27 protein-coding genes are annotated in these 20,983 nt (G+C 52.4%); 2 read left to right on the top strand and 25 right to left on the bottom strand.

What is annotated here, in order from left to right; all coding sequences use genetic code 11:
• Positions 1-100: 100 nt before the first annotated feature.
• The 18 genes from FA91_RS01675 to FA91_RS01595 all read right to left on the bottom strand — a co-directional run bounded on the left by FA91_RS01675 (position 101) and on the right by FA91_RS01595 (position 11,719).
• Positions 101-289: a hypothetical protein gene (locus tag FA91_RS01675; RefSeq protein ID WP_034911984.1), complete on the bottom strand. Its 189-nt coding sequence runs from the start codon at positions 287-289 to the stop codon at positions 101-103.
• Positions 276-1,439, bottom strand: a complete 1,164-nt coding sequence (locus FA91_RS01670) for a phage tail protein (protein WP_034911981.1) — start codon at positions 1,437-1,439, stop codon at positions 276-278. Before FA91_RS01670 ends, FA91_RS01675 begins: the two co-directional genes overlap by 14 nt.
• The gene (locus FA91_RS01665; RefSeq protein WP_034911978.1) at positions 1,436-2,050 is read right to left on the bottom strand and encodes a phage tail protein I; all 615 of its coding nucleotides are present in this window, start codon (positions 2,048-2,050) and stop codon (positions 1,436-1,438) included. The genes FA91_RS01670 and FA91_RS01665 overlap by 4 nt, the downstream gene beginning before the upstream one ends.
• Positions 2,047-2,964, bottom strand: a complete 918-nt coding sequence (locus FA91_RS01660) for a baseplate J/gp47 family protein (protein WP_034911976.1) — start codon at positions 2,962-2,964, stop codon at positions 2,047-2,049. Before FA91_RS01660 ends, FA91_RS01665 begins: the two co-directional genes overlap by 4 nt.
• Entirely contained in the window at positions 2,951-3,304 is a 354-nt protein-coding gene (locus FA91_RS01655) for a GPW/gp25 family protein (protein ID WP_034911974.1), read from the bottom strand. Before FA91_RS01655 ends, FA91_RS01660 begins: the two co-directional genes overlap by 14 nt.
• A complete protein-coding gene (locus FA91_RS01650) occupies positions 3,304-3,882 on the bottom strand; it encodes a phage baseplate assembly protein V (protein ID WP_034911973.1) in 579 nt (192 codons plus the stop codon). Before FA91_RS01650 ends, FA91_RS01655 begins: the two co-directional genes overlap by 1 nt.
• A gap of 79 nt (positions 3,883-3,961) precedes the next feature.
• On the bottom strand, positions 3,962-5,908 hold the full coding sequence (locus tag FA91_RS01645) for an AAA family ATPase (protein WP_034911971.1): 1,947 nt from the start codon (positions 5,906-5,908) through the stop codon (positions 3,962-3,964).
• A gap of 385 nt (positions 5,909-6,293) precedes the next feature.
• On the bottom strand, positions 6,294-6,734 hold the full coding sequence (locus FA91_RS01640; RefSeq protein WP_034911968.1) for a phage virion morphogenesis protein: 441 nt from the start codon (positions 6,732-6,734) through the stop codon (positions 6,294-6,296).
• Positions 6,727-7,158 (bottom strand): phage tail protein, encoded by a 432-nt coding sequence (locus FA91_RS01635; protein ID WP_034911965.1) that lies wholly within the window; start codon positions 7,156-7,158, stop codon positions 6,727-6,729. The genes FA91_RS01640 and FA91_RS01635 overlap by 8 nt, the downstream gene beginning before the upstream one ends.
• Positions 7,121-7,363 (bottom strand): Rz1-like lysis system protein LysC, encoded by a 243-nt coding sequence (lysC, locus tag FA91_RS21265; RefSeq protein WP_231566791.1) that lies wholly within the window; start codon positions 7,361-7,363, stop codon positions 7,121-7,123. The genes FA91_RS01635 and lysC overlap by 38 nt, the downstream gene beginning before the upstream one ends.
• A complete protein-coding gene (gene lysB / locus FA91_RS01630; protein ID WP_034918804.1) occupies positions 7,254-7,676 on the bottom strand; it encodes an Rz-like lysis system protein LysB in 423 nt (140 codons plus the stop codon). Before lysB ends, lysC begins: the two co-directional genes overlap by 110 nt.
• Positions 7,676-8,191, bottom strand: coding sequence for a lysozyme (locus tag FA91_RS01625; RefSeq protein ID WP_034911964.1), 516 nt, complete (start codon positions 8,189-8,191; stop codon positions 7,676-7,678). Before FA91_RS01625 ends, lysB begins: the two co-directional genes overlap by 1 nt.
• Positions 8,172-8,387 carry an HP1 family phage holin gene (locus tag FA91_RS01620; RefSeq protein ID WP_034911961.1) on the bottom strand — a complete coding sequence of 72 codons (216 nt, stop codon included), beginning with the start codon at positions 8,385-8,387 and terminating at the stop codon, positions 8,172-8,174. Before FA91_RS01620 ends, FA91_RS01625 begins: the two co-directional genes overlap by 20 nt.
• 3 nt (positions 8,388-8,390) lie before the next feature.
• Complete coding sequence (locus FA91_RS01615) at positions 8,391-8,594, bottom strand: tail protein X (protein ID WP_034911959.1); 204 nt, start codon at positions 8,592-8,594, stop codon at positions 8,391-8,393.
• On the bottom strand, positions 8,594-9,058 hold the full coding sequence (locus tag FA91_RS01610; protein WP_034911956.1) for a head completion/stabilization protein: 465 nt from the start codon (positions 9,056-9,058) through the stop codon (positions 8,594-8,596). The genes FA91_RS01615 and FA91_RS01610 overlap by 1 nt, the downstream gene beginning before the upstream one ends.
• A 98-nt stretch (positions 9,059-9,156) precedes the next feature.
• On the bottom strand, positions 9,157-9,807 hold the full coding sequence (locus tag FA91_RS01605) for a terminase endonuclease subunit (protein ID WP_034911953.1): 651 nt from the start codon (positions 9,805-9,807) through the stop codon (positions 9,157-9,159).
• A gap of 3 nt (positions 9,808-9,810) precedes the next feature.
• Positions 9,811-10,869, bottom strand: coding sequence for a phage major capsid protein, P2 family (locus FA91_RS01600; protein ID WP_034911951.1), 1,059 nt, complete (start codon positions 10,867-10,869; stop codon positions 9,811-9,813).
• A 16-nt stretch (positions 10,870-10,885) separates the two neighbouring features.
• Positions 10,886-11,719: a GPO family capsid scaffolding protein gene (locus tag FA91_RS01595; RefSeq protein ID WP_034918801.1), complete on the bottom strand. Its 834-nt coding sequence runs from the start codon at positions 11,717-11,719 to the stop codon at positions 10,886-10,888.
• 147 nt (positions 11,720-11,866) lie between these two features.
• Here FA91_RS01595 and FA91_RS01590 point away from each other — a divergent pair, with 147 nt between their 5' ends.
• Together FA91_RS01590 and FA91_RS01585 are read left to right on the top strand one after the other, a co-directional pair.
• The gene (locus FA91_RS01590; protein ID WP_034911949.1) at positions 11,867-13,633 is read left to right on the top strand and encodes a terminase ATPase subunit family protein; all 1,767 of its coding nucleotides are present in this window, start codon (positions 11,867-11,869) and stop codon (positions 13,631-13,633) included.
• On the top strand, positions 13,633-14,676 hold the full coding sequence (locus FA91_RS01585) for a phage portal protein (protein ID WP_034911947.1): 1,044 nt from the start codon (positions 13,633-13,635) through the stop codon (positions 14,674-14,676). Before FA91_RS01590 ends, FA91_RS01585 begins: the two co-directional genes overlap by 1 nt.
• A 12-nt stretch (positions 14,677-14,688) precedes the next feature.
• Here FA91_RS01585 and FA91_RS01580 read toward each other — a convergent pair whose 3' ends face one another.
• The 7 genes from FA91_RS01580 to FA91_RS01555 all read right to left on the bottom strand — a co-directional run bounded on the left by FA91_RS01580 (position 14,689) and on the right by FA91_RS01555 (position 20,961).
• Entirely contained in the window at positions 14,689-16,098 is a 1,410-nt protein-coding gene (locus tag FA91_RS01580) for a hypothetical protein (protein ID WP_072032272.1), read from the bottom strand.
• A gap of 302 nt (positions 16,099-16,400) precedes the next feature.
• A complete protein-coding gene (locus tag FA91_RS20245) occupies positions 16,401-16,589 on the bottom strand; it encodes a hypothetical protein (protein ID WP_072032332.1) in 189 nt (62 codons plus the stop codon).
• An 83-nt stretch (positions 16,590-16,672) separates the two neighbouring features.
• Positions 16,673-18,949 (bottom strand): replication endonuclease, encoded by a 2,277-nt coding sequence (locus tag FA91_RS01575; protein ID WP_034911944.1) that lies wholly within the window; start codon positions 18,947-18,949, stop codon positions 16,673-16,675.
• Positions 18,949-19,698 (bottom strand): site-specific DNA-methyltransferase, encoded by a 750-nt coding sequence (locus FA91_RS01570; RefSeq protein WP_231566738.1) that lies wholly within the window; start codon positions 19,696-19,698, stop codon positions 18,949-18,951. The genes FA91_RS01575 and FA91_RS01570 overlap by 1 nt, the downstream gene beginning before the upstream one ends.
• Positions 19,695-20,510 (bottom strand): DNA adenine methylase, encoded by an 816-nt coding sequence (locus FA91_RS01565; protein WP_034911941.1) that lies wholly within the window; start codon positions 20,508-20,510, stop codon positions 19,695-19,697. Before FA91_RS01565 ends, FA91_RS01570 begins: the two co-directional genes overlap by 4 nt.
• Positions 20,507-20,734 (bottom strand): TraR/DksA family transcriptional regulator, encoded by a 228-nt coding sequence (locus FA91_RS01560; protein WP_034911938.1) that lies wholly within the window; start codon positions 20,732-20,734, stop codon positions 20,507-20,509. The genes FA91_RS01565 and FA91_RS01560 overlap by 4 nt, the downstream gene beginning before the upstream one ends.
• Positions 20,734-20,961 (bottom strand): DUF2732 family protein, encoded by a 228-nt coding sequence (locus FA91_RS01555; RefSeq protein WP_034911935.1) that lies wholly within the window; start codon positions 20,959-20,961, stop codon positions 20,734-20,736. The genes FA91_RS01560 and FA91_RS01555 overlap by 1 nt, the downstream gene beginning before the upstream one ends.
• Positions 20,962-20,983 lie beyond the last annotated feature (22 nt).

Raw genomic sequence — 20,983 nt, 5'->3', positions numbered from 1 at the left:
GGTGAAATGAGACGGCTTCCGGTGCACCCGGCAGACATTGTGCAGGGAATGGCACAAGGCAACCCGGCAATCAGGCCTGGCTGCCGTGTCGTATGAATGATTATTTCACGTGTGATGTGTCGATTTTTTCAAGTGCCGGTTCGCCAGCCTCATTGACGGCCAGCGCCATTCCATCAGGCAGATAATCATATGTAAAAAACCAGTGATCGTCGGGCAGTCCGGTCGCCTGCGACGTGTCATGCAGGCCGGGGATAACTTCTGTCAGGGTTACCGGATTAAACAGGCGCATAGCTGGCACTCCATAGAAAACCATTCGCAGGCACCACCCCATTGGTAGAACGCTGACGGATTGAAAATCCTGTCCGCGAGATGGACGAGGCAATGAGGATGGTCTGGTGAATGTTAGACGTGTTACCCGGATCACTTGAAATCATGTCAGTGATCTGGATTGTTGGAGATTTGCTGCCGGGCAGCTGGATCGGGTACGTGATGGTTAACACTCCGGACACCGGCGCACCGCTGGAACCGGACATAATAATGGTGCCGTCGTTCCAGATTTCAAACGTGCCGTTCACATTCCTGCCACGGTTAATCACATACTTCGCATCACCCAGTCCGATATTGGCGATAAACGCTGATACGTCGGCAATATCCGCGCCATTTTTGGCAATGTCCATTTTTCCGGCCAGCCTGTTGAGCATCGTTGCAGAGAAGGCCGGATCGTTGTCCAGCGCCTCAGCAATTTCTTTCAGCGTGTCCAGTGTCGCCGGTGCACTCCCGGCGAGTGCCGCAAGGGCTGCACTCACAAATGCCGTGGTGGCGAGCTGCGTTGAGCTGTTACCGGCAGCAGGCGTTGGCGCCTCTGGCGTGCCGGTGAATGTCGGGCTGGCCTTCGGCGCATACTGCGTGTGCGGATCTGCGGCTTTCAGATGCGCCGCCATCAGGCTGTCAGCATATGTCTTCACCTCGATCACTTTTTCATCCACATACTGGCGCGTTGCCAGTACCACGGACGGGTCTACTTTCAGCGTGACAGCGTCGGTGCTGCTGACAATAATCAGCATTCGCAGACGCTGTGTGCGTCCGCTGCCTTCCTGCAGCTGCGGCTTATAGGTTTCAGCGGTATTGCACACGGCAATCAGCGTGCCGTCCGCATCGAAAAGGCCCATTTCCCTGATCCAGAATCCACCTTCTGTTTCAGGGATAACCTGCTCAGCAATAATCTGGCTGTTGTTGGCCGCATCAACGGTGAGCGAGTTAAGCGCCGCGCGCCTGACCTCGTTAACCAGTTTCGTCTGTGCGGCGTTTGGCGTCGGCAGCGTGCCGCCACCGTCGCCAACGGCCATGTGCGTGATGTCCAGTCTTATGCCGAGTGAGACGGCATTGGCAATTTTTGCCGCGCCGAGATTCGTCACGATTGCATAAAATTTTTGTGTCATGGTCCCACTTCCAGCAGATCGAGTATGTGAACCGCCGCGCCCGCGTAAGACTGGCCGCTGACGGAGATAACATCAGGTGTGTACGGGTAAACGGTGAGATCGTCACCGTCATAACTGGCGGCGCCGGTAAAAAACTGGCCACTGCTCTGCAGGTTGATGGACATTCCCAGCATATGGCGGCTGCACGGGCGCGCGTCGCTTATCAGGCGTTCCAGCTCCTGATAAGTTTCTTCCGTGATGCCCTGGTCCTGTACGCCAATATCCAGCCGGAACGTACCCGGCGCCTCGCCGGTCTGCCACCACTCAAGGATGCGGATCATAAAGCCGAACGGCTCCACCACGCGGCGGATGGCGCTGGTCGTGCCTTTGTGCTGATGGATATAAAACGCGTCCTGTACGACGCGCCGCTTGACGCTTTCAGCCCAACTTTCATCCCAGCGGTCAACCGAGAAGGCCCAGGCGAGATACGGCAGAAAGGATACCGGACACGCTGCCGGACTCCACAGCGCACGCAGCGGCACATCCAGCCCGGACAGGTCACTGCATGCGGCTGCCAGCCTGCGCTCGAGCGCTGACGAACCCGGCGGTAAAAGGCGATCCGTCTCACTCATACGATCACCCCGACATCATCCGCCACCGTTACCTGCGTGCCGGTGCAGTGGCCCGCCTGCGTGCGGTCCATGATGATGTCGCTGGCCGGTTCAATGATTTCCACCCAGTCCACCCCGGCCACACGCAGCACGGCGCCGTAAGAATCCTGACGAATGCTGCGGCCCAGCCGGTTTTGCTCCGTGAGGTAAGCCGCCAGCGCGTCATTTGCTGCCGCCAGACACGGACCGGCCATCACGCCGTCAAAGAGGTGCAGCCTGGCTTCCACGCGATACGGGAAAATCGTCGCCCCCTGCACTGTCACGCGGTCAGCGACGGGGCGCACGCTTTCATCGTTCAGCGCCTTGTCCACTACGGCCAGCAGATCAGCCGGTGGCGTACCGTCGTTCTCCCGGCCAAGCACAGTGATCAGCACTTCCGCCGGAGCGGGGCTGGTCGCGGACACATCAGAAACGCGCCCGTCCGCACTTTTGGCGCGGAACTCATAGGCCGCCTTTGGCCCGGCCATGCTCAGCCCTTCAAATGCATCCGGCACCCGCAGACGCAGGGCGTCGTCCGTTTCCATCACCGCGTCAACCGGCGGAACGGCTTCGGTGTCAGCAGGCGTCACCACCAGGCGACTCAGGTTGTAATTGGCGGCGAGCTGGTCCAGATCGCTGCCGAGTGCATAGGCCACCATCACCGCCTGCGCGGCCTCATTGATGCGCTGGCGCAGCAGGATTTCACGGTACGTACTCTCCTGCAACAGCTTGACGACCGGCTCCGACTCCAGCGCGAGCGTGCGCCTCACCGCGTCCTGCTGGTCTGCCGGATAAAGCGCAATAAACGCTGTTTTGCGTTCCGTCAGTAAAGATTCAAAATCCGGCACCTCCACCACTTCCGGCGCCGGCAGCTGTGAGAGATCAATTACCGCCACTGTTTCCTCCCGTTGAGACGTTCATGGCAAGCGGCGAGCCGTCCGCACGCTGGCCGGACAGGTCCACCTGCAGCGACCCGTCATAGTTCCGCTTTATCTGAATGGCACTCAGCTTAATGCGCGGTTCCCAGCGGCTCAGCGCAGAGTAGATAGCGGCCATCAGTTGCAGATTCAGCGCGTCGTTCTGCGGCTGGTCCGTCAGTGCAAACAGCAAAGAGCCATATTCCCGGCGCGCAAGGCGGCTTCCCTGTGGGGTTAGCAGAATGTCGCGCACGGACTGCCGAATATGATCGGTGTCCGTCAACGCCTGGCCGGTCTGCTGATTCATGCCGAGATACATCACTGCGGGCCTCCTGACACATCGACACCGAATTTCACGCCGCCATGTTTGTGCGCGTCCAGCACAACACCGTTTGAACTCAGTGTGCCGCCGGTCTGGGTTACACTGCCCTTAATGGTCACCGCCGCATTGATGTCGGCCTGCTCGGCGTTGAGCACAAACCGCTGCGTGTTGAGCGTCATGTTTTCCGCACCTTCAATCACGATGTTTTGCACGCCCTTAATCAGCCATAGCTGGCGGGCGGGGTCATATTCAAACCAGCCACCGTCCGGGTATGCGGTGACGCTGCCGTCTTCCGAGTCGGAAGGCGGCGGGAATGTGTCGGAGTAAATCGCGGGCAGCGCAAAGGCAGTTTCGAGGTTGCCGCCGAGGCTCAGCAGCACAACCTGCTCACCCACGGTTGGTTTCCACCATATGCGCGAACTGCCGGCACGCAGCGTCAGCCAGTTGATCCAGTTGGTTTCAAGGTCGCCCGTTTTCACCCGGCACAGCCAGTTAACCTTATCCACTTCCGAGACGGTGCCGGTGCGGATAAGGTTGGTGATAAGGCGCATGATTTCGGTAAGGTTTATATTCATATAAACTAATATGAATATAAATTTTCTTGGCAGGAATACAATCTGGTTGTGCCACTGATGGCACAACCAGATTTTGTACTTATGAATCAGTAAAAAATGTCGAAATCTCAGAAATCCATGGAGGCATAGGAGTTGTAGAAAAGTCCTCTTCCATTAGATAAGCCTTTGCAAAGGCATACTTCATGCCATCTGAATTAAAAAAGTTATCAAGAAGCTGATTATCTTTAGGAGTTAAATTTAAGGCAAAATACGATGATTCATTTCCATTAGATGACTTCCCCTGTACTAATCCCTGAAGATAAGGATGATCAGGGATAAAACCGTTTAATGCTTTCAAAAATGAATTTCCGTTTAAACAGTGCTCTATTTCCGTAGCAGGAGAAACTTTTATAGATTCCATATCTACTAGTTGGGTTTCATTCAGTGAAGAATGATTTATGAGTCTCTTACAGTAAATTACATTGGATTTTATCGTTTCATAACTAACCAATTCGGCATCTGTATCTGACAAAAGAAAAACCTTCCCCTTCATATCCCTTTTAATATCCTCATGAGAAGCTTCGAGATACTTGTATATTTTTTTAACTTCAACAGCACCGCCTACCGGTATTATTCTCAGTCTATGCATCCTTACTAACTCGCTTAAATAATAGGATAAATATTTCTTTTCAGTGGTTCCTTCGCAAATTAACCAATTGTAATGAGGATCAGAAATGGTGCTTGATATGATAGATTGTATAAGATCGTTTATACTTTTTAGCCTAATATCATAAGGCAGTTTAATATTAGCCCCTTTAACTTTCTGCTTTATCTCCTCCCTGTAACTTTCAAGGTCGAGAAGTTCAAAATGATGTTCGCCACTTTCTTTTTCAATAATTGACGTTGTGCAACCACTTTCTATGGTAGGCAAATAACCATACCAATGAGATGTGAAGATTAATTGTTTACAGTTTTTACTGATTTTGTATAATTTCTCGAATTGCTCAAAACAAGCTGACATATGTAATGAACTTTCAGGCTCATCAAGAGCAATAATTAAATCCTTTCCATTTTGATTATGGTTAGTTAAAAATCCGTAGGCAATATCTATTATTGCCCTTTGCTTCTCACCAGAACTTAAAGCAGATATTTCAATCCAAGTTGATGATTTCTTCTTATTTATTTTCCTGACTTTGAAAAATGCCTCTATGATTAAATTGTATACATCTCTTCTTTTTAGTCTGAATTGCTTCCCTCCGCTCATCCTATAGCTATAATCTACTAGTTCGGTTTCTATTTCACTTATGAAGCTAGTTAGGTCATTATTAATTCTATCAATGGTTTCATCCTTTATTTTATCTTTTATTATCTCCTCTAGACTTTCCCCCATTAACTTTTGTATTTCAGTGGTCTCTAATTTAGTAAAGGACTCTGGATCTATATCTTTTGGTATATAGATATATTGATGCTTGTTCTTTAAGAGCACATTTAACTCACCATACCTCTGATTAATTTCCTTTTCTGATACCTTACTGTCTTCATCCATTTCACAACAAATCAATTCAGCAAGAAGCTTACTGTTTAAAATGGATAAATGTAAAGCACCTTCCTTATTAACCCCAATAGGGATTAAATAATAATCATCAAGATCTAAATTTCTTCTTATTTTTTTTATATGAGCTGAAAAGCTGGCATAAAGATACCGGGTTGTAGGAGTAATAGTAATGCCAGCAGATTTATCATTAAAATTCAGCACAAGATCATTTAGCTCTTGAGCTTTATTGCTAAGTTCATCTGGGATATCGTCTCGCTTAATCAGGTACAAAGGGACGATATGTGGCAAAGAAGTTGAATGAGAAGCTTTTCTAAACCCAGCATTTACATTCCAAGTCTTATTGTTTAATAAGCAGTCCAGTGCTTCTAAAACGGAACTTTTTCCAATTCCATTATTACCTATAATTCCGCAAAAATTATCACCACTACTTAATGGGATGTAGTTAGTTCCACTATAAATTTTAAAATATCTTAAAAATAGTCCAACAATCATTTTTTATCTCCAAGAGTAGTATAACAACTGTGATACTACTTATAAAAAAATAATTCATCACTAAAATTTAATTGATAAGGATAAATTAAGATTAAGTGGTCGTAAAAAATTAAATTAACAGATAGAAATACTATTTTGAAATTTTATTTTAGCATTTAAATCCGCATAGTGAAAATTTACATCTCTAATTTTAATGCAAATGGTTTTTATAATATTAAAAAACTTCTTATGCGTAATTTTTAAAAGGTTAAAATAAACAATGACTTAAAATACGTTATCGTATTAATCTTATAAAAAAGTAATTATTTAGGAGGGTTTTGTGATGTTAGTCACAAATGGCTTTATACGGGGATTTTTTTTAAAAAATTGTTAGTGCTCATTAAATTTACATGTTTAATATCAAATGATGATAAATAATTTCAATTGATTTTTGAGCGAATCCTAATAGCGGGCGCTTAGCATATCTTACTTTTTTACCCTTCCGATTCACTTTGTCTCTAAGTCCATAGTGATGTACACGTGCGACACGCTGAACACTCGTATCGAATGCAACTATGGCGCTGTTAGCACTGGCCGTAGCCTTCAGATATTTTGCCGTTTTCAGCTTCATAAACATCCTGCGCTTTATCCGCCCTTTTTTTGTGCGGGCCGTCACCCGGCGCGGCTCCCAGGCAGTGCCGTCCGGGCTGCGCTGTGCGGTGATGTTCTGCTGCTGAATACAGCGCACGTCCCGCGCCAAGTTACGCAACATCTGTTTCCGCTGCGCCGGTTCCAGTTTCGCCAGCAGCGCCGCCAGCCAGGCGTCCACCTCATGCAGTTCACTCATGTGATGACGTCCAGTTTTCTTCCGGCGCATCCGGTTCCGGCACGGCTTCCACCTGCATACTGCCGTTAACCTCGCGCGCGATCACCCGTTCCGTCAGCGTGAGGTTCAGGCTCAAATCGCAGGCACCGTTGCCGAGAATATCCACTTCGAACGTAAACAGCTTTTCCCGCTCACCGGCATTGTGCAGCATGTCCGGCTGGTTATCCCGCAGCCAGAACAGGATCGGCGCCATCAGCAGATTCTGGTCACCGGTGAAATCGGTCACCACCACGTTAAGCGTGTAGCGGTATTCCCATGAGATGGACGCGGCGCCGGTGGCAACCAGTGAGCCGTTATCCACGAACAGGTGCAGCCGGTCCGGGTTTTCCCGGACGTAGGCCACGGATTTATTCAGCGCGTTGCGTAAGGATTGCGGCTTGTTCATTGTCTTTTTCCTGACAGGTCACGATTGTGTCCACCTTGTCCGCACAGCTGGCCCAGGCGGCCTCTGTTTCATCCAGCACGCGAAGCAGGTCGCCGTTACTTTGCGGTGCGGACGGCGGCAGGTGACAACGGGTTATCCGTGGACAGCCAGTCACGGTAAGAGTGACCTCCGGTGATGGCCGGTCTGCTGCGCAGCCGGAAAGCAGTATCAGGCAGAGCGGCAGCAGCCCAGCGGCGGAAGTCTTCATTTTCACGTGTCAGTTCCTCGATCCGGCGCTGGCGCTTTTGCAGCAGTCCGGCGGTGTTTTCGGCAGCGGCATAGAGCCGCATCTGTTCCCGGCTGTTGGTTTGCGTAAGGATGTTCAGGGCCATCAGCTGGCTGTTTTTCCGTGCCAGCTGCGCCTCACGGCTTTTCAGTGCGGCCTTCTGCGTGTCGATTTGCTCCTTAGCGTTACCGAGTCGCCACGACTGCAGGCCCAGCGCGGCCAGCAGCAGTGCCACCATCACCAGCGTGCGCATCATGACGCGGCGCCTTTCAGACACCATGCCAGCTCACGCGCACGCCGGTTTTCCAGCCCCTGACTGACCACGCCGTTAACGTACACCCAGCGCGGCAGCTGCCGGCACGCCTCACGCCAGCGCTTTTCTTTCAGCAGCCTGACCAGCGTTGAGCCGCAGGCGTTGCCGGTGCCGACGTTGAACGCGAACGACACCAGCGCGTCGTATACCGGTTGCGGCATGGTCACCGGCACGCAGCGCGCCAGCGCCGCCTCGATCCTGAGTACGTTACTGATAAAGCCCTGTGCCGCCTGCCGTTCCGTGATGGTTTTCCCCGGCACCACGCCGCGCGTATTGCCGATCCCGTCCGTCCAGACGCCGGCGCTGCACTGGTAAGGTTGCAGGCGACACCCTTCGTAATCGGCAATCAGCGCCAGTCCCTCAACCGACGTCTGCAGCTGCTGAAAGCCCGGCAGCAGCGCCACTATTACCAGCACCGCACCGACGGCACAGCGCTTAACGGTTTGCAGACTCATATTCACTCCGGCTGATTTTTCCGCTGACCAGCAGTTGGAAAGTTTTGCGCCGGTAATACCAGCTCACCAGAAACATTCCCACGCCAAGCACCATGCCCAGCAGCGTGGCAACCTCCTGTAAATCCCATTGCCCCAGCCAGCCCATTACTACCGCCATGCTGTAGGCGATAAAGGCGCTGATACGTTCGGTTGTCATGATTCAGTCCCAAAGCTGAACGGTCTGGACGGTGGCCGCCGGCGCGATGTCCGGCAGCTCAATTTCCAGCCCGTGAGGTAAGACGGGACCGTAAACGGCCAGCCCCGGATTGGCCTGCAGAATCTGCTCCGTCAGTCCCTGCGTTCGCCCGTAATGACGCCAGCAAATCGCGTCCACCGTGTCATGCTGCTGCGCACGCACTTTCATCAGATAAGCTCCACAATGCTGTGTGGTGCATCCCGCACCCGACTGATGGCCCAGCGGGCATCCCGCCATAAATCCCCGGTGGTATCGTTCAGCGCCTCGCCACGCTTCACGCCTGACGCCGTGGCGTCAAAATCCTGATAGCGTTCGTTCAGCACCGCCCGCGTCCAGCACATCACCGCGTTACGGTAGTGGTGTACCCGTTGGCTGTGTCCGGCCAGCTTTTCCGCCGGCACGTCGGCCAGCAGGGCATAGCCCAGCCGCTGCTGATGCTCCCGGAAGCCGTAAAGCTCTGCGTTCACCTCCGCGATGGCGGTCAGTACCACCTGACGCAGGCGGGCGGCGGTCACGGTGCCGTCCAGACGCATTGACTCGCGAAAGTCGGCCAGGCCGATGTCCGGCCAGAAAAAGGTGTTTTCGATAATGTCCGGCGTGTCCGGTGCCTGCTCCGGCGCAACGAATTTCATTGCTGCATTCTCCTGATTAGTCGGGCGGTGGACGGGGGTCAGGTCAGGCTCTGCCTGTCTTCACCCCGTGCCGCCCCGCGCGTTGGCACGTCCGGTTTTCAGCTGGCCTTGCGGATTTTCCGCTCCAACTGCTCAATGTCTTTTTTCACACCGCAGCGCTCGTCAAGCTGCATGGCTTGCTGCAGATGGTTCATCGCAGAAACAGGCTGGCCATCACGCAGTACCAGCCCGATGGATTTGTGCAGGCGCGCGCGTGACTGGTCCGGCATATCCATATCGCCGATCACATCCAGCGTCTGCAGCAGCAGCGCGGCATCAAACGGTACGCCAGCCAGCAAAGCCGCTTTCGCCGCGTCGGCCATTTCCTCGGTGAGCAGCGTCTGCACGTTCCGGTTAAAGCCCGGCGGCATCACCCAGCCGTGGCGCAGGGCATGGCGACCAATCTCCAGCGCACCGGCATAATCACCGGCATCGATCCGCCAGAGCATCACGTACATCAGCACGTCATCCTGCTGTGCGCCATCGGCGGCCAGCACGCCCTCCACCCAGGCGGTATACTTCGGCAGCACTTCAACCTTGATTTCTGCTTTTTTGACCGTGGACTGGATGCCTTTCAGGCGGCGCCGGTCTTCACCCAGCTGCATCAGCATCAGGTCATAGCCGCTGGCATGGCGAACACTGCCGCCCGGACGGGCGGCCTGTTCTGCCTGAATGCGCTGGCGGTGTCGCCGTGCGGGACTCAGGCTCATGCGTTACGCTCCTGTATTTTCGGCGGGGGCGCTGAAATCACCGATTTCGATGTTTTCAATCAGCGCGGCGCAGCGGTAATCCTCAACCACATACGCCTCGTTGACTGATTCAAAGTTTTCGATGCGATCGCGCTTCGGATTGTCGATAACGGAACGGCGGCGGGTTTCTTCCTGCCAGTAGATGGAAAGGTTATCCAGGCGGGTAATCATCACCGCATTCGCCGGGAAGTATGGCGCACGCACCGCCTGAAGCCCGCCCATGCGCTTCTGGCTGATAATGAGATCGGCGGCCAGCTTTTCAGTGTTTGCCTGCTCAGCATTCACCAGCGGGAAATACTTGTCGGACAGCAGCTCACGGCCACAAACCACAACCAGCTCGTCATCGTCCTGGAAAATCGGATCGATCAGTTCGTTCACGGCATCCATCACCAGCGCGTCGAGGTTGGTGTAATCACCACCTTTGCCGACTTTTACCGCGCCTTTAGTGGTTACGCCGTCTTTGGTGCTGCTGCCCATAACGTTATCCGGCGCGTCTTCACGGATTTTTTGCAGCCAGCCTTTGTTGACATCCTGCAGCAGCGGGTTCGCAGTGCGATCTGACGTCTTAGCGCGATGCTCACCGTTAAATCCGATCATGATGCGGTCCAGTGCTTGGCGTTTCACGATGGCATCACGGATGCGCACCTGAAAATCCTGAAACTTGGCCCACATATCCAGCTTGGCGTAGGTCAGCGCGGTATCAAAGTTAGTCTGCTCACACTTATATTCCGCGCCCGCCATTAGCGTCGGATCGGTGGGCACGCGCTCTTTATTCGTGGTGTCCGTGGTGCCGGCAATAGAGCCGCCGACGCCAAGGCCCAGCGTCTGGCCGGACTGTTCAGCCACGCCCATCACGTTAACTTTCGTCAGAAACGCGGCGGACTCCTGAATGCGGTCTTCCAGCGTCTGCGCCACAGACGGTTCCACGCTGAACTTGCTGGACAGGTCAGTTACATCAATACCGTTGAGGCGGGCCAGCTGCGTCAGGTAGGCGTTAAAGGCAAAGCGGGTTTTCTGTTTCATTACGATTGTTGCTCCATCAGCAATTGGTCAGGGTGCCAGCCGGTGCGTCACCACCCGGTGCCCGCTGGCGATAGTCTTTGCGGCTGTCTTCGCGGCTTAGCTGCGTTTTCAGATCGTCAAACGCCGCACGGAAATCCTGCAGCTCACTTTCCAGCGTGCCGGTGCGTTCAGCCTGCGCACTCAGGGCGGCATCGGTGCGCGTGCCGTAGTCCTGCTGCTCCGTGGCAATCAGCTCCACCGCCTGATGCACGTCAGAAAAGCGGGCATCATCGGACTGCTGCTTTTTGCTGAACATTGCCGTTACGCGGGTAAACAGGGACGGTTTCTCTTCCGCCACCTCTTCCAGCTCGATCACGGTTTCCTCTGCGACAGAAAAGAGGTTTGCGGCGTCTTTCTTACGGTTTGCCAGCGGGTTGTGTGCGGCACTGGCGCTGAACACCAGCATTTCAGTACCGAGACTGGCCGGATCGTCCGTGGCCGCCAGCCCCACCAGATAGGCTTTGCCGGTGTCGGCGAATTTCGGACTCACTTCCATTGAGGTGAATAACTTCTGCCACTTCTTCGTCAGCGCCACTAAATCAGGCGTAGGTTCAATTTCGGCGTAGAGCGCCATCTTGCCCGCCAGCGCTCCCTCGGTAATTTCCTCTGCAGCCAGTGCCGTCACCCGGCCATAGCGGCGGAATTCCCCGTCAGACGAATAAGATTTAAGGTGTTCCAGATTAATCAGCGCCGTGTACACCGTCGGGGAGTACGCCGCCGCCATTTCGACCAGCCATTCACGCTGGATTTCGCGTCCGTCCGTGGTGGCACCTTCCACCCCGATGCGAAAACGCTTTGCTTTCACTGCCACTGCCATAGGTCAGGCTCCGTTTAAATAACTCTGTGAGGCCCTATGTTTGCGGCGGCAGGGGTATCGAAACAATGCGCTGGCATTGTGTCTGTAACCACACAATGCGGGGCGGCAGAAAAGCCCGCCGGGTGACCGTATTTTGAGGCCATGAATATGACACCCGCCCCCGACGACCTCGATCCCCGCAGGCAGGCTTTACTGCTGTACTTTCAGGGATACCGCATCGCCCGCATTGCTGAAATGCTGGGAGAGAAACCCGCAACCGTTCACAGCTGGAAGAAGCGCGACAAGTGGGGTGATTACGGCCCGCTGGACCAGATGCAGCTCACCACTGCCGCGCGCTACTGTCAGTTGATCATGAAGGAGACAAAGGAAGGGAGAGACTTCAAGGAAATCGACCTGCTGGCGCGCCAGTCCGAGCGTCACGCCCGCATCGGCAAATTCAGCAACGGCGGCAATGAGGCCGATTTGAATCCGAAGGTGGCGAACCGCAACAGCGGACCGCGCAAGCCGCCGGAAAAAAACGTGTTTTCAGACGAGCAGATCGAAAAGCTGCAGGAGATTTTCCACAGCACAATGTTCGGCTACCAGCGCCAGTGGTGGGAAGCGGGCAATAAACACCGCATCAGAAATCTGCTCAAATCCCGCCAGATCGGCGCAACGTTCTTTTTTGCCCGAGAGGCGCTGATGGATGCACTGACCACCGGGCGCAATCAGATTTTCCTGTCGGCCAGTAAGGCGCAGGCGCACGTCTTCAAACAGTACATCATTGAGTTTGCCCGTGAGGCGGATGTGGATCTGAAAGGCGATCCGATGACGCTTAGCAACGGCGCGTGCCTCTATTTTCTCGGAACCAATGCCCGAACCGCACAGAGTTATCACGGCAACCTCTACCTTGATGAATATTTCTGGATACCGAAATTTCAGGAGCTGCGCAAGGTGGCGTCCGGTATGGCGCTGCACAAGAAATGGCGGCAGACCTACTTTTCCACCCCCTCCAGCCTGACCCACAGCGCCTATCCGTTCTGGTCCGGCGCGCTCTTTAACCGGGGCCGCGCTAAAACGGATCGTGTGGACATCGATCTGACCCACGGCAGTCTGGCACCCGGCCGCTTCTGCGATGACGGCCAGTTCCGCCAGATTGTCACGGTGGAAGATGCGGTACGCGGCGGCTGTAACCTGTTCGACCTCGATCAGCTGCGCCTGGAGTACAGCCCGCCGGAATACCAGAACCTGTTGATGTGCGAATTCGTTGACGACCTCGCGTCCGTGTTCCCGCTGGCCGATCTGCAGGCGTGCATGGTGGACAGTTGGGAAGTGTGGCAGGACTTTGAGGCGCTGGCGCTGCGCCCGTTCGGATGGCGTGAAGTCTGGATCGGTTATGACCCGGCGAAAGGCACGCAGAACGGCGACAGCGCCGGGTGCGTGGTGATTGCGCCGCCCGCCGTACCGGGTGGCAAGTTCCGCATTCTGGAGCGCCACCAGTGGCGCGGGATGGATTTCCGGGCGCAGGCGGACTCCATTAAGCAGCTCACGCAGCAGTATAACGTGACCTATATCGGCATCGACTCCACCGGCGTTGGCCACGGCGTCTATGAGAACGTGAAAACCTTTTTCCCGGCCGTCACCGAGTTTGTCTATAACCCCAACGTCAAAAATGCCCTGGTGCTGAAAGCCTACGACATCATCAGCCACCGGCGGATTGAGTTTGACGCCGGGCACACCGACATTGCGCAGTCCTTTATGGCGATCCGCCGCTCCACCACGGCCAGCGGCAACCGTCCGACCTATGAAGCCAGCCGCAGCGAAGAAGCGAGCCACGCGGATTTAGCCTGGGCAACCATGCACGCGCTCGCACACGAACCGCTGCAGGGCGAAGCGGCACACACCGGCAATATTATGGAGATTTTCTGATGAGTAAACGTAAGAACCGCACCCGCACACAGCCGGGCAGCCAGCCAGCACAGATGGCCCGCAGCGGACCGGCAGCGGAAGCATTCAGCTTCGGTGACCCGGTGCCGGTGCTGGATCGCCGCGAACTGCTGGACTATGTGGAATGCGTGGTTATGGATCGGTGGTATGAGCCGCCGGTGAGCTTCGACGGGCTGGCGCGCACGTTCCGCGCCGCCGTGCATCACAGCTCGCCGATTGCAGTGAAGCGCAACATTCTCACCAGCACATTTATCCCGCACCCATTGTTAAGCCAGCAGGCATTCAGCCGTTTTGTGCAGGATTATCTGGTGTTCGGGAATGCCTATCTGGAAAAGCGCACCAACCGCCTGGGAAATGCCATCGCGCTTGAGCCATCGCTGGCGAAATTCACACGGCGCGGCACGGATCTGGATACCTACTGGTTTGTGCAGTACGGCCTGACCGCCAAGCCGTACCAGTTCACGGAAGGCAGTATCTTTCACCTGATGGAGCCGGATTTAAATCAGGAGATTTACGGCCTGCCGGAATACCTGTCTGCCATCCCGTCGGCACTGCTGAACGAGTCGGCCACGCTGTTCCGCCGGAAGTATTACATCAATGGCAGTCATGCCGGTTTTATTATGTACATGACCGACGCGGCGCAGAGTCAAGAGGATGTAAACAACATCCGCAGCGCGATGAAAAGCGCGAAGGGGCCGGGCAACTTCCGTAATCTGTTTATGTACTCACCGAACGGCAAGAAAGACGGGATTCAGATCATCCCGCTGTCAGAGGTGGCGGCCAAGGATGAATTTCTGAACATTAAAAATGTGTCACGAGACGATATGATGGCCGCGCACCGGGTGCCACCGCAGATGATGGGGATTATTCCGAATAACACAGGTGGGTTTGGCGATGTTGAAAAGGCCAGCCGCGTCTTTGTGCGGAATGAACTAATGCCATTACAGAAACGGCTTCAAGAGCTAAATAACTGGTTGGGCGAGAATATAATTAATTTTGAAAACTATCATTTAGCAAGCGAATAAGGGTAAGCCGCCTTATTGGGCGGCATCTTTTTCATCAATATCGAGATTCTTTGCTTCTGAAATTGACGGAGTGGTCTTTTTAATATCACGTTCAAAGTTATCATTTTCAGAATTACTTCTTTTTAGTCCTGCTCGCTGTAATGCTACATCAATACTTTTATCACTTTTTGCCACAAAATCCCTAAATTTTACTGAATTTAATATCTCCATTAAGGGGGATGAGTGAGTATTTTCCTCAACAAATCGTAATGGTGGTTCTTCTAACCGCGTTAATGCATTACCAAAAAGCCTCTGCGCAAAAGAATCATCCATAGTCACGGCTTCCTTACGGTATCCTTCGTATGCCTTCGATACAGAAGCTTTAAATTCATAGTCTTCAGCAAGACGGAATCTTTGACCAATTTGTTTGGTTGCAAGCCACGCAAACCATAATGGTGCTCCGACGCTTAATAATGCAAGAAATAATTGAACTAGTAATTTAATAGGGGATTCGTTATCGCTTAATAAATACTCCTCCAAAACCTTAAGTCGAAAATAACCTACACCGGCTCCCATGACTAATGCCCCCATTAACCCACCAACCCACCACCTTATGCTTGCATTCAGTTTTTGCGCCTTATCCTGAAAAGCCCCAGCAAGCCCTTTTGTAGTAGTGGTTCTAAAAGCGATTTCGCAACTTTCAATATAAGTTTGAGCTTGATCTTGGTAGGACTGCATATAATCATGTATTTGCTCATGCATTTTCTCAGCCAAATCATAAATATCAGTATGTTTTTTAACTAACTCATCATAATAACTTTCTGATTGGTTCTTATACTCTTCAATCGTCTTGGAATTTAAAGTGGCTTCAGCTTGGAGGTTTTCTAACTCTTCATTCGTTTTGCGAAGGGCTTTGACAGTAGTCGGTAAGCCTTCCGCTGCGTCATAAGCTTCTAAAATTGTTTTAATTTTATTTTCAATGTTACCAGCTTTATCCTTTATCTCTTCTAAGTTATCTTCATATAAAGAAAGCCTGTTAATAACTGCTTTGGGTAATAAGCTTCTATCCTTTAGTGTTTCGAACGAAAATAATTCATTAATTGAGTTGCTAACATAAAACATTGTTAGCAAAAAATTATGTATAGATTGGGATGCAATATTTACATTGGCATTGGTTAAGTTTGGTATGTTTATTTTACAATTCTCTAAGGCTGATAGTATAGAGTCTATAGTGACAATATCATCAGAGGAGGGGATAAACTTTTTAAAACGTGAGGCTTTAGTTTTTAAATCATACATCAGTAAAGCAAGGTCATGAGTGTGTATAGCGGGTAATAATGTCGAGTTCCAAGCTACAAGATCTGCATGAGGAAATTGAAGTTCTTCTACGGATGTATGTATTTGCTCAAGTTTGTCTTTTAGTTCTGCAATCTTTTCGTGCATTAGGAGTACTCCTTGGTAAGGATTCGAGGGTGAGAACTTTCCTAAATTTTAAATGAAAATGAGGCAGAAAGCATCCTCAAACATTGTAGCGCGCGCTCGTACCCCCGCCACGCCTGCGCGCTTAAAGGAGTGGTTTTCATGCGACTGCATGACATAAGCAAAAGCCCGCCAGTACTGGCAGGCTGAGGCATAAATGATCCTTCCGGGATCATGCGAACTCATGCGGCATAGCCATGCACCAATTGCATTTGGCAACGGAGTGAGATTTACGCATCATCAATCCTTCATGTTGGCGTTTTTTACTACTGAGAAGAACTCACTGAGCGGCTATATTCATAATTTTTCACCTTTGCCACTAACTCATCGGTAAGTTCTGAAACCCACTGGATAGCTACGGACTTTTCATCATCACTACATTCGCTGGATGCAACAAGTTTCATAAATAAATCAATACGCTGGAGTTTAACAGACTCCATAAAGTAATCTTGCACGTCTTTCCCCCTATACTTAAGTACTGTATACAAATACAGTATATGAGGTAATTCTTAAAGTGAACAGTTTTTTCACTATCGAGCTAATTTTTTTGCGTTTTAATTCCCAAACGTTCTTGTTTATTCGCCTTTACCTTTTCAGCCAGCAGATTGAAACGGCTCAATATTTCCATCTTCCTGGATATTCCCTTACCCGAATTCAATGGCCGCACTAAGTCGCCGCAGGCCGTGCTACGAAATATTTTTCCGGCTATTTTCATTTGCTGTCCGCCTATAAGGCGCACAGCCAGCCCGCGGCTAATGGTTTCGCAGCACAAGTCTTTTACCTGGCTTATGACATTGTCGCACGCAACCTCGATTTTCTCTGATCGCCTTAATTCGAGATGCCGCTTTTCCGGCTGTTGTGCCCTGATGCGGCTCAGTAAACGCCGCCGTTCTTTGCGGCTCATTCCAGGCAGCTCTGTTTCCCCATAACTTTCCGGGGGGCCTGAATCCTCAGATCTCAAACCTCCCGTACAGTTATTGACAGAACTCCGAGAGGACGCCGGCGCGTCCTTAAGGTCAAAACCAAAATCAACGGCCCGTTTCGGGACAATCTTCCACTGTGCGAGGCGGGTTAAAATCGGCGTATCTGCGCCAATCTCCGTTGCGTAAACGCCTTTAATACGGAAGGTTTCCTCGCCGTATTCGTTCAGATCATTTCCCGGCTGATACCATGTGCGCACGGCCAGATCGTCACGACGGACGAACGGGCCACCCTGCGCGTTAACGTAGGCGGCCCAGTCTCCGGCATCGGCGGCATCATGCGCAGCGGCAAATTCAACACTCAGGCCGTGCGCGGTTTCGCTGTCGTCCATGCGGCGCAGTTCGCGGTAAACCGTAACCGGCGCACCACCAACAAACTGAAACTGCCGGATATGCCACCGTGCAGCCCAGGCAGAAACGGCAGGTGCGGTTTCTTTCAGCTCTTTACCGCTTTCATCGTCCAGTTCACCATCCAGCGCGTACCCGTCTATGTTTTTGGAAATGTACTTAGCGACGTAACCAGTAGCGCTACCTTTTTCGGGATCGATAGCCTCCGCATGAAAGCGCGCCTTACGGGCTTTTTCCGTGGTCAGCTCTGCGGCGTCTTCCTGATAAGCATAATCGCGCAGGATGGCCCGCACCTGCTCTACGTTTTCCGGCAGCATAAACATCAGCATGTGCCAGTGTGGCGTGGCGTCGTGGTGAGGCTCAGCCACGCGAATACCAAAGATGCGAATATCTTCGCGGTGCAGTTTGGCGCGGATGCGCTGCCACATGCCACAGAGATAACGCTGTGTGTCAACCGGGCTGGCCCCGTTCCACTTGCGGTTGCGGTGGCCGGTTTTGATGGTGGCGTGATAGCGCGAGGGCGCGGTGAACGTGTAAAACTCGCCAACGTAGCCCAGTTCATTGCAGATATTCTCAAAGCCGCGAATACGCGTCATCAGCTCACAACGTCGGATCGCCGGATTAGCCACGCTGCCGTCGTATTTCTCAATCAGGCTGATGCGATTGCCGTCTTCGTCTTCCAGCTCCATGCCTTTCAGGAACTCGCGGGTGCGGCGCTTCTGCTCCCGCCATTCCATCACCGTCATTTTGCTGGCGTAAGGGGTATGCTTTTTACTCACGTTAGCCAGGGCAATCTGCAGGTGCTCGCGCCATGAAGCAGCGATTCGACGCAGGCGGCCTTTCCACCATTTTTCTGTCTGCATACGCATGATCGCCGGGGTGACTTCTTCCGGGTCGAACAGGCGGGATGTGACTTTTTCCCATAACGGCGGCGTCTGGCTGAATTCGCGGGTAATGGCTGCGGCGGTCATGTAGAGGCGGTGCGTGTAATGGTAATCAGATTCCTCCCCGGCCTGCGCGTGCGTCTGCACCAGTTCGGCCAGAATGAAGCTGGCTATGTCGCCAGCCAGCAAATCAATATCAGCCCGCGCCATATCAGCCAGGCGGTTAAATCGCTTCATCAGTTCCCACAGCGTGCCGCCGGCGCGTGCGGTTTCAGCATTCTGCGCCAGAATGGCAAATGTGGCGGTAGTCATTTCACCAAGGCGATATTGCGCATTTACACATTCAACACGCGGCAATGTGCGCTCAACAAAGGTCTTTGTTAAGTACGCACTGGCGCGGGCAATGCCCTGTGTTTTTTCAAGCTCACTGGTACGGCGCTTTACATCAATCTGGATCAGCTTCGGCTGTAGCTCCAGCAATTCCTGCGCGTGCGCTAAAGCCGCAATCATCTGACTGCGGCTGCGCATTTCCTCATAGGTAGGATAAGGGCTGGGGATGGCTTCCCGTGGTGCATTCCACGGGTAAGCATATTCGTTCAGCATCAGGCTACCTCTGACGCCAGACGATTTTCATTGAAGCGCAGCAACGCAACATCGAAGTATTGCCGATCCTTTTCGATGCCAATGAATTTGCGACCTGTTTCCTGACACGCTACGCCAGCGGTACCGCTACCCATTGTAAAGTCAAGAACGGTGTCGCCGGTGTTACTGTAGGTTTCAATGAGGTATCTCAGTAATGCGACGGGCTTCTGAGTAGGGTGATAACTTCTTTTTTGCTTATCGCTTGAGAAAAACTGTACGTCGCGTGGATAACGGGATGTTGAGTCATAAACGGTCAGTGTGGATGCCTCACCATAGCAATCTGAATTGACCGCTTTGCGCTTGCTGGTTTTGCGATCATGCCCGTGAGTAAACTGAGGGTTATAAGTTGGCTGGCGGCGGTAAAAAACCTCAATATTTTCATGCGACCTCAGCGGTTGCTTTTTCGCATTGAGAAAGCCGGTCGCATTGCCTTTTTCCCAAATCCACTCACTGCGCCAGTGCTTAAGATTGCTCGCCACAAGAACGCTGGTAAATGGCTGTGCAGAAAAAATAACGATCGCCGCATCAGGCCTGGCAACACGATAAAGCTCCTGCCACATGCGCTCAAGTTCAAGAACAGAATCCCATTTGCATCCGGTGGTGCCATAAGGCACATCAGCGCAAACCAGATCCACAGAACTGGCTTCTAACGTCGGAAGCACGTTAAAACAGTCGTCGTTAAACAAACTCAGCGTGCGTTTACTCATCATGATGCCTTTCTCGCTGATTCTGCCAGTGGGCGATAAACGGCGATGATTTCAGATGCCTGTTTACTCTTGCCGGCAGCAACGCCAACCGAACGGGCGGCGCTGACGCTGGTGATGTCGAATTCCCGGTAAATGCTGCGGGTGAAAAGGGTATCGCTGTTCGAAACGATGACCGGACAGTGCTCAGCCACGCCCAGCAACTCACAGGCCAGATTATGCTGCTCGTCTTTGCCAAAACCCGCACAGTGATAATCAGAAAAGGTGCCGTCATACGGTGGGTCGCAATAAACCACGTCTCCAGATTTGACCAGGCTCAGCGTTTCGCGAAAATCAGCACAGATAAAGGTGGCACGCAGGGCCTTTAGGGAAAACGCTTCGATTTCTTCCAGCGGAAAATAAGGCTCTGAATAATTACCGTACGGGATATTGAACCGGCCCCGGCGGTTATAACGGCAAAGGCCACGATAGCCGTGGCGATTCAGGTAAAGAAAATGCGCCGCACGCTCCAGTAAGGGCAGAGTGTGGTCATTATTGAATGCCTCACGGACGCGGTAATATCGCTCTTCTGTTTTATTCAGGTTAAACAGGCTGGCCGCCTGCACAATAAACGGGCGTGTATGCTCTTTGATTTGACGGTACATATTGATGAGGTCGGGATTAACGTCAGCCACCAGATAAGCCGTATAATCCACATTCATCATAACCGCGCAGGAACCGGCAAACGGTTCGACCAGTCGATCACCTGCGGGCAGGTGTGCCCGCAGCTCAGGCATCAGGCGCGACTTATTGCCCGCCCATTTAAGGATCGTATTCATACCGTACCACCTTTGTAATGGGTGCCTTTCAGCTCGTTAATTTCCTGACAGGTCACGCAGCGGGTGACGCCCTGAACGGCGCGGCGCCGTGCTGCAGGTATTTCTTCACCACAGGAAACGCAAAAGAATTCACCCGCCCCGGCGGGCTGGTGACGTGCATTTGCGAGGTTGCGCGCTAACTCTTCTTCAACGCGTTGCTGTACTAAATCCATTGAGTCAGCCATCAGTGCAGCTCCCGCGCCTTGTTCTCAAAGCGTTCCGCTTCCTGAACCAGCAGTTCGGTGATTTCCACAGCGGACAATTCTTTATTGCGGATGTGTATTACCAGCGCGGCAAGATGGAGTGATACGGACAGCGCATCATCGCTACGCTGTTCTTTTTTGGCTTTACGCAGCATTGCATTCAGCGCGTCTGCATCAGCTTCAAATTTACGGGTTTCGGTATTTCGCATATTAAAAACTCCTGATTTAAGG

The organism is Erwinia sp. 9145 (genome assembly GCF_000745075.1).
Taxonomy (GTDB): Bacteria; Pseudomonadota; Gammaproteobacteria; order Enterobacterales; family Enterobacteriaceae; genus Erwinia; species Erwinia oleae.
This window is presented reverse-complemented; position numbering and strand designations above follow the sequence as displayed.

Excerpts from the sequence above, each read along its gene's own strand:
- FA91_RS01580 (WP_072032272.1), bottom strand. The coding sequence starts at position 16,098 with ATGCACGAAAAGATTGCAGAACTAAAAGACAAACTTGAGCAAATACAT.
- FA91_RS01635 (WP_034911965.1), bottom strand. The coding sequence starts at position 7,158 with ATGAACAAGCCGCAATCCTTACGCAACGCGCTGAATAAATCCGTGGCC.
- FA91_RS01610 (WP_034911956.1), bottom strand. The coding sequence starts at position 9,058 with ATGAAATTCGTTGCGCCGGAGCAGGCACCGGACACGCCGGACATTATC.
- FA91_RS01600 (WP_034911951.1), bottom strand. The coding sequence starts at position 10,869 with ATGAAACAGAAAACCCGCTTTGCCTTTAACGCCTACCTGACGCAGCTG.
- FA91_RS01640 (WP_034911968.1), bottom strand. The coding sequence starts at position 6,734 with ATGAGTGAACTGCATGAGGTGGACGCCTGGCTGGCGGCGCTGCTGGCG.
- FA91_RS01560 (WP_034911938.1), bottom strand. The coding sequence starts at position 20,734 with ATGGCTGACTCAATGGATTTAGTACAGCAACGCGTTGAAGAAGAGTTA.
- FA91_RS01585 (WP_034911947.1), top strand. The coding sequence starts at position 13,633 with ATGAGTAAACGTAAGAACCGCACCCGCACACAGCCGGGCAGCCAGCCA.
- FA91_RS01655 (WP_034911974.1), bottom strand. The coding sequence starts at position 3,304 with ATGTATCTCGGCATGAATCAGCAGACCGGCCAGGCGTTGACGGACACC.
- FA91_RS01555 (WP_034911935.1), bottom strand. The coding sequence starts at position 20,961 with ATGCGAAATACCGAAACCCGTAAATTTGAAGCTGATGCAGACGCGCTG.
- FA91_RS01575 (WP_034911944.1), bottom strand. The coding sequence starts at position 18,949 with ATGCTGAACGAATATGCTTACCCGTGGAATGCACCACGGGAAGCCATC.
- FA91_RS01565 (WP_034911941.1), bottom strand. The coding sequence starts at position 20,510 with ATGAATACGATCCTTAAATGGGCGGGCAATAAGTCGCGCCTGATGCCT.
- FA91_RS01665 (WP_034911978.1), bottom strand. The coding sequence starts at position 2,050 with ATGAGTGAGACGGATCGCCTTTTACCGCCGGGTTCGTCAGCGCTCGAG.
- lysB (WP_034918804.1), bottom strand. The coding sequence starts at position 7,676 with ATGCGCACGCTGGTGATGGTGGCACTGCTGCTGGCCGCGCTGGGCCTG.
- FA91_RS01670 (WP_034911981.1), bottom strand. The coding sequence starts at position 1,439 with ATGACACAAAAATTTTATGCAATCGTGACGAATCTCGGCGCGGCAAAA.
- FA91_RS01570 (WP_231566738.1), bottom strand. The coding sequence starts at position 19,698 with ATGATGAGTAAACGCACGCTGAGTTTGTTTAACGACGACTGTTTTAAC.
- FA91_RS01620 (WP_034911961.1), bottom strand. The coding sequence starts at position 8,387 with ATGACAACCGAACGTATCAGCGCCTTTATCGCCTACAGCATGGCGGTA.
- FA91_RS01625 (WP_034911964.1), bottom strand. The coding sequence starts at position 8,191 with ATGAGTCTGCAAACCGTTAAGCGCTGTGCCGTCGGTGCGGTGCTGGTA.
- FA91_RS01645 (WP_034911971.1), bottom strand. The coding sequence starts at position 5,908 with ATGATTGTTGGACTATTTTTAAGATATTTTAAAATTTATAGTGGAACT.
- FA91_RS01605 (WP_034911953.1), bottom strand. The coding sequence starts at position 9,807 with ATGAGCCTGAGTCCCGCACGGCGACACCGCCAGCGCATTCAGGCAGAA.
- FA91_RS01615 (WP_034911959.1), bottom strand. The coding sequence starts at position 8,594 with ATGAAAGTGCGTGCGCAGCAGCATGACACGGTGGACGCGATTTGCTGG.
- FA91_RS01650 (WP_034911973.1), bottom strand. The coding sequence starts at position 3,882 with ATGAATATAAACCTTACCGAAATCATGCGCCTTATCACCAACCTTATC.
- FA91_RS01675 (WP_034911984.1), bottom strand. The coding sequence starts at position 289 with ATGCGCCTGTTTAATCCGGTAACCCTGACAGAAGTTATCCCCGGCCTG.
- FA91_RS01590 (WP_034911949.1), top strand. The coding sequence starts at position 11,867 with ATGAATATGACACCCGCCCCCGACGACCTCGATCCCCGCAGGCAGGCT.